Consider the following 6910-nt stretch of genomic DNA (forward strand, 5'->3'; position numbering starts at 1 on the left):
CGTGCGCGGGTTCGGCTGTTGATGCCGCACGGCGATCACAGCTTCACCCTCCGCAGCCGGGCGGCATTGGCGATCACGCTGACCGAGGACAGCGCCATGGCGGCAGCGGCGATGATCGGCGACAGCAGGATGCCTAAGAACGGATAGAGCACCCCCGCCGCGACCGGCACGCCAAGCGCGTTGTAGATGAAGGCGAAGAACAGGTTCTGGCGAATGTTGCCCATGACCGCTTCCGACAGCCGGCGGGCGCGGACGATACCGTTGAGATCGCCCTTGAGCAGGGTGACGCCAGCGCTTTCCATCGCCACATCGGTGCCGGTGCCCATGGCGATGCCGACATCGGCGGCAGCCAGCGCCGGCGCGTCGTTGACGCCGTCGCCGGCCATCGCCACCACCTCGCCCGCCGCCTTGTGCCGCGCGACGACCGCGCTTTTCTGATCGGGGAGAACCTCGGCTTCGATTTCGTCGATGCCGAGCCGGCGGGCGACGGCCTTCGCCGTCGTCCAGTTGTCCCCCGTCAGCATGACCACACGGATGCCTTGCGCCTTGAGCGCGGCCAGCGCCTCGGGCGTCGAGGGCTTGACTGGATCGGCGATGGCAAAGATTGCCGCGACGCGACCATCGACGCCCATGAAGATCGCAGTCGCCCCGTCCTCGCGCAGCCGGTCGGCCTCATCGGCCAGCGGCGCGACATCGACCCCATGTTCGGCGAGGAATTTTGCGTTGCCAAGCGCGATGCGCTTGCCCTCGACCGTGCCATAGGCGCCCTTGCCGGTGGGCGAATCGAAATCCGCGACCGGCGCGGCCGCGATCCCGCGTTCGTCCGCCGCGCGAACGATGGCAAGCGCGAGGGGATGCTCGCTCGCGCGTTCGACGCTGGCGGCAAGGCGCAGCGCCTCACCTTCGGTAAAGCCCGCCGCCGGCACGATGGCGGTGACGGCGGGCCGGCCCTCGGTCAAGGTTCCGGTCTTGTCGACGATGATGGTGTTGACCTTCTCCATGTGCTCCAGCGCCTCGGCGTTCTTGATCAGCACCCCCGCCTGCGCGCCGCGCCCGACGCCCACCATGATCGACATCGGCGTCGCCAGCCCCAGCGCGCAGGGGCAGGCAATGATCAGGACCGAGACCGCCGCGATGAGACCGAAGGAGAAGCGCGGCTCCGGCCCCCAGATCGACCAGGCGACGAAGGCGAGGATGGCGACCAGGATCACCGCCGGCACGAACCAGCCGGAGACCTGATCGGCGAGGCGCTGGATCGGTGCGCGGCTTCGCTGCGCCTCGGCGACGAGCTGGACGATCTGCGACAGCATGGTGTCGCGGCCGACCTTCTTCGCCTCGATCACCAGCGCGCCCGACTGGTTCATGGTGCCGCCGATGGCCTTGGCGCCGACCTCCTTGGTCACCGGCATCGACTCGCCCGTCACCATCGATTCATCGACGGCGCTGCGGCCCTCCAGCACCTCGCCATCGACGGGCACTTTCTCGCCGGGACGCACCCGCAGGCGGTCGCCGACCTGCACACTGTCGAGCTGAACTTCCTCCTCGGTGCCGTCGTCACGAATGATCCGGGCGGTCTTGGGGGCAAGGTCCAGGAGCGCGCGGATCGCGCCGCTGGTGCTCTCGCGCGCGCGCAGTTCCAGCACCTGCCCGAGCAGGACTAGGACGGTGATGACCGCCGCCGCCTCGAAATAGACCGCGACCGAGCCGTCGTGCTCTCGGAAGGCGTCGGGAAAGATGCCGGGCGCCAGCGTGGCGACGACGCTGTAGATCCACGCCGCCCCGGTGCCCATGGCGATCAGGGTGAACATGTTGAGGCTGCGGTTGACCAGCGACTGCCAGCCGCGCTGGAAGAACGGCCAACCAGCCCATAGCACGACCGGCGTTGCGAGGATCAGTTGCAACCAGTTCGAGGTCAGTTGGCCGATATAGTGAGTCAGGCCAAGAAAATGGCCGCCCATTTCGAGGATCACCACTGGAATCGTCAGCGCCAGCCCGATCCAGAACCGGCGCGTCATGTCGATCAGTTCCTCATTGGGTCCGGCCTCCAGGCTGACCAGCACCGGCTCCAGCGCCATGCCGCAGATCGGGCATGACCCCGGTCCGACCTGGCGGATCTCGGGGTGCATCGGGCAGGTGTAGATCGTCCCCTCCGGAACCGGCTCGGCCTTCTCGGTCGCCGCTTCCGGATCCAGATAGCGGTCCGGGTCTGCCAAGAACTTCGTTCGGCATCCGGCCGAGCAGAAGTAATAGGGCCGGCCGCCATGCTCGGCCTTGTGCGCGGTCGTGTGGGGATCGACCATCATGCCGCAGACCGGGTCCTTGACCTTGTGGGCTGTGTCCGGCGCGGCGGCCGCATGGTCTTGCGCGTGATCGTGCACATGCCCGTGGGTCGAACGAGCGTGCGCATGTTTCTGGTGATCGTGTTCGGTCTTGCTGGTCATTTCCACGCCTCCTCGGCGTTTCATCCTGAGCTTGCGTTTCACCTGTTCTGCGCTTTCCAACCGCTGGAAGGTCAAGAGGCGATCGGGAAGCTTGAAATATTGCCCGTTGCAGGTTCTCCGCCGAGGGGCGCTGACATGCGGCGCCCTCGGCATTGCGCGGTCATGTGCTGACCGCGAACTCGGTCATCATGCCGCTGGCCAGATGCGGCATGTGGTGGCAGTGCAGCATCCAGCGTGCCGCCTCGCCTGCGTCGAGCGCGATATCGACCATCGACATCGGCGGCACATAAACGGTGTCGCGCCGGGCACCCGCGACGCGCCGTCCGTTCAGGCCGACGACCTGGAACACATGGCCGTGCAGGTGCATCGGGTGCCCCATCATCGACATGTTGTGGAAGGACAGCACCACCCGCTCGCCCGACTTCGCAGTGACCCGCCTGTGCTCACCCCAGGTGGCGCCGTTGATCGTCCAGACATAGGGCTGCATCTGGCCACCCAGCATCAGTATCTGGCTGCGATCGACCGGACGCTCGGTCAGCGGATCGGCAGCCATCAGCCGCGACTCCTGTGCCAGATCGGTGTCAAAGGCGGGGGTATCGGTGTCGGCGAGGCTCTCGACGCGCCGAACTGCGGCCCCCGGCGTAGCGAGGATCAGGCCGGTGCGTTCGCGTGCGCCTTCCCTCAGCGCCAGAATCGGACAGGCGCCGCCTTCGGCTGGCAAGTCGATGTCGAGGTCCAGGCGCTGCCCCATGGCAAGACCGAAGCGATTGCCCGCGACGGGCTGCACCGGATGCCCGTCCACGGCGATCAGCCGCGCCCGGGCGGCGCCGGTGTCGATCCAGAACACCGTCGCGGCGGCGGCGTTGATGACGCGCAGCCGTACCCTCCCGCCGCGCTCCACCGCCACCACCTCCGGGTCGGCAAGCGTGCGGTCATTGGCGAGATAGGCGTCCCAGTCGTAATCGTTCAGGTCCATGGCCATGCCGCCTATCGCCATGCCGCCCATGGAGCCGTGGTCCATCCGCTGCATCGCGCCCATGCCCATCATGCCGGACCCCATGGCCTGCATCCCGTCGCCGTGCCCCCCGTGGCTGCCGCCACCGCCGGCGCCGATCTCCACCAGCACCTCCTCGGGGGTCTTGAACGAGAAATCGTGCAGGAACAGCACGACCTCCTGCCGGTCGGCGGTCAGATCCTCGGGAGCGCGCACGATCAGTGGAGCGGCCAGCAGTTGCATTTCCTGCAGCGGAACATGACTGTGCATCCAGAAGGTGCCGGGCAGCGGGGCGAAATCGAAGGACCGCGTCTCACCCGGCGCGATGAGCGGCAGCGGCATGTCGGGCACGCCATCCTGGGCATTGGGCGGGATCTGCCCGTGCCAATGGATTATGGTCGGGACGTCGAGATCATTCTTCAGATCGACCCGGAACCGCTGGCCGGGATCGAGGGTCAGCCCCTGACCGCCGGGGCCGGCAAGGCCGAAGACCGTGGCCGCCCGCCCGCCGATGTCGAGCGTCCTGCGGGTTGCGGTCAAGGCGAGTGGGGCCGCCTCGGCATAGGCGGCACGGGGAAGATGGGCGGCTGCCAGCACGGCAGCGCCTGCGGCCAGAAAGCCGCGACGGGTAAGATTGTTCATGTTCGTCTCCTCGGGACTGCCGTCCCGCATGTCAGGTCCGATGGGCCGCCGCGGGCGAGGGCCCGGGGCGAGATCAAAGGAGACGGATCTTGGGAGGTCGTTCGTTCAGGCCCGGACCCTGCCCGGGAGCATCCATGTCAACCGGCAGGGTATGGGCGGCGCGCGGGCGATCCTCGATTGCCGCGTCCGGAACAGACGCGATGACGCCGGGTACACCGGCACAGGCCATGGCACAGGCGGCGGCATCGCTGGTGCCGCAATCCGATCCCGTTCCGCAATCGGCGCTGCCGGTATCTGGCTTCACCATCATGTGGCTGTCATGGGCGGCCGCCATCGTGCCATCCAGCATCGTGCGCGCCGCATGCGCCGCCGTCATCGCCGTGACGACGGCGAAGGACAGGACGACGAGAAGGGCGACGATGCGACCAAACATGCGACGAAGATAGGAAGACCGGTCGCAATTGTCCATTGCCGCCAATGCCGCAGGCTTGCGCCCACATGAACGAAATCGTGATGATCGTGATCCATGACGGAAGATTCGGAGGAGCGATTGCGCGGGATTTCCAGAACACATCTGGTATTTGTGATGGCAGTATCGCTCTCCCTTGCGCTCCTGTTCATCTGGCAATTCGGCAAGAAGCACGCGACAAGCGCTGACTCCACCAGGACGATCGAGGCCGGGCGCGGACTCTATGCCGATCACTGTGCATCGTGCCACGGGGCATCGCTGGAAGGACAGCCGGACTGGCAATCCCCGCTGCCCTCCGGCCGCCTGCCTGCACCACCACACGATGCCAGCGGCCACACCTGGCATCACCCCGACGAACTTCTGTTCCGCATCGTGAAGGAAGGCACCGCCGCTGTCGTCGGGGGCGGCTATGAAAGCGACATGCCCGGGTTTGCCCGTGTGCTGAGCGATGCGGAAATCCGGGCGGTTCTTGCCTTCATCAGGAGCACCTGGCCCGAACGTGAGCGTCGATATCAGAGTGAAGTTTCACGCCGGGACTGAAGGTCCGGGAGCAACGGCCCGGCAATATGGTCAGCGGGCTGACGCACTGATGGTTCCAAATGGAGTCGCTCTGGCGGATGCCCTCGGCGTCAAAGCCGTCAAGCTTTCTGCGGCTCGCTCTCGAACCACGGATCACGCCGCATCGCGCGTGTAGGAGGTAACGATGCCGCCGAGCTGGCGCCGGCAGCAGATCGGGCCGTCACGGGCGGGGCGGAAATCGACCTGAAGCACGTTGTTGCCGATCTCGCGCCCGCGATGCGGGCGCTCGACATTGTAATGGCGCACCCAGGTGCGCAGGATATAGTCGAGCTGCGACCGGCTGAAGCAGACGAAGAAATCCAGGCATTCGCGCTTGATGGTGCCGATGAAGGATTCCGCGAAGGCATTGGCGTTCGGCGCCCGGTGCGGGATCTGGATGACCCGGGCAGCTTCCGACGCCCAGACGGCATCGAAGCTGGCGCTGAACTTGGTGTCGGCGTCGCGGATCAGGAAATCCGGCGTGATCTCTTGGTCCGCGCACCACATCAGCGTATTGCGGGCCTGCTGGGTTACCCATACCGAGTCGGGGGCGTAGGTCGGGGTGCTGCAGAACACGCGGCGGCTGCCGAGATGGATGAAGATCAGCACATAGGCCGTCAGCGGCCCGCGGGCGGTAAGCACAGTCTTGGTGAAGAAGTCGCAGGCCACCATGCTTTCCATATGCGCCCTGACGAAGGTGGTCCACGGCAGGGCCGGCTTCTTCTTCCGCTTCTCGGGGCTGGGGTGGATGCCCGCCTCATCGAGGATGCGCTTGACCGAGTTGGCGCCGGCATAGAGCCCGAGCTTTTTCAGCTCCCCGGCGATCCGCTTGTAGCCCCAGAGGAGATTTTCCGAGCCGATGCGAATGACGACGTCGCGCAGCTCCTGCGTCAGGCGCGGCCTGCCCACGGCCTTGAAGGCGCGCCCATCACGCATCTGGGCAAGCCAGCGCTTGTAGGTCGCGGGCCTGGCCACCTCCATAAGCCCGTCGATATCGTGTCCGCACTCCGCCCCGATGCGCAGCAGCTCGGATTTCTCGGCGGGCGACAGGATGATCCTTTGCGCCGGGATGCGGGCCCGGAGAATATGGATCTGGGCCTTGAGCAGCCGCATCTGCGCGTTGTGCCGCGGCATGAAGAACCGGGCCAGGAAGACCAGAAGGAGGGAAAACGTCGAATTCATCTTGCCGGGCTCCACCACGGCGCTTAAAAAATTGCCGTCATGTCAATGCGATGAGACGTGCCTACATTTTGGCACCCCTCTCAGGAAGGCCAAAAACGCGCGGGACGGGTGATGGCCGTCGTGAATCCACGGCGCGCCGCAGCGGGCAGGTCAGTCGATCTCTCCATGAAGCCATAATAGCCCCGATCATCCGTTTCGCTGCCAGTCGCGCCTGAACCAGATGACCATTCAAACCATCACCAGCGTCATATAAAACAATGGCTTATATGGCAGAGAAGGTTCGACGTCAGACCCATCCCCTCCGCCACTTGCCCCCGCGAAAGCGTTCTCCCCATCCGGCTGCGGTCGGATTTTTCCGTTGTTTTCGTGGGTTATGCGGGAGGGGCTGAGCACTGCCCCCGCTGCCAGGAGGCCCGGAAGCGGTCTCTCAGGGCCGATATTCTCCGGACCTGTTGACTGCGCTCGTTTGGTGAATTTCTTATAAGCCATTGTAAGATAGCAAAAAAATCCAGCGTCCGAAATTGCTTGGATTGGAGTCGCGTTTGCTTCTGCCGCGACCGGGTTCGGAAGTTCTCAGGCCATGGCCCGTTCCAGTCTCTGCTTCCGGCGCTCCCAGTCGGGCAT

5 protein-coding genes are annotated in these 6910 nt (G+C 65.6%); 1 reads left to right on the top strand and 4 read right to left on the bottom strand.

Features of this window, described 5'->3' with window-relative positions; translation table 11 throughout:
* Positions 1–35: 35 nt before the first annotated feature.
* The 3 genes from ASC48_RS15025 to ASC48_RS15035 all read right to left on the bottom strand — a co-directional run bounded on the left by ASC48_RS15025 (position 36) and on the right by ASC48_RS15035 (position 4510).
* Positions 36–2441, bottom strand: coding sequence for a heavy metal translocating P-type ATPase (locus ASC48_RS15025; protein ID WP_055456538.1), 2406 nt, complete (start codon positions 2439–2441; stop codon positions 36–38).
* Between the two features lie 160 nt (positions 2442–2601).
* Positions 2602–4077: a multicopper oxidase family protein gene (locus ASC48_RS15030; protein WP_055456553.1), complete on the bottom strand. Its 1476-nt coding sequence runs from the start codon at positions 4075–4077 to the stop codon at positions 2602–2604.
* Positions 4078–4150: 73 nt separating this feature from the next.
* On the bottom strand, positions 4151–4510 hold the full coding sequence (locus ASC48_RS15035; RefSeq protein ID WP_041375645.1) for a hypothetical protein: 360 nt from the start codon (positions 4508–4510) through the stop codon (positions 4151–4153).
* Between the two features lie 93 nt (positions 4511–4603).
* Between ASC48_RS15035 and ASC48_RS15040 the strand changes: the two genes are divergently transcribed.
* Complete coding sequence (locus tag ASC48_RS15040; protein WP_013654528.1) at positions 4604–5086, top strand: c-type cytochrome; 483 nt, start codon at positions 4604–4606, stop codon at positions 5084–5086.
* Positions 5087–5218: 132 nt separating this feature from the next.
* Here ASC48_RS15040 and ASC48_RS15045 read toward each other — a convergent pair whose 3' ends face one another.
* Positions 5219–6286 (bottom strand): integrase core domain-containing protein, encoded by a 1068-nt coding sequence (locus ASC48_RS15045; RefSeq protein ID WP_013654529.1) that lies wholly within the window; start codon positions 6284–6286, stop codon positions 5219–5221.
* Positions 6287–6910: the final 624 nt, after the last annotated feature.

It is taken from the genome of Pannonibacter indicus (genome assembly GCF_001418225.1).
In the GTDB taxonomy this organism is placed as follows: domain Bacteria; phylum Pseudomonadota; class Alphaproteobacteria; order Rhizobiales; family Stappiaceae; genus Pannonibacter; species Pannonibacter indicus.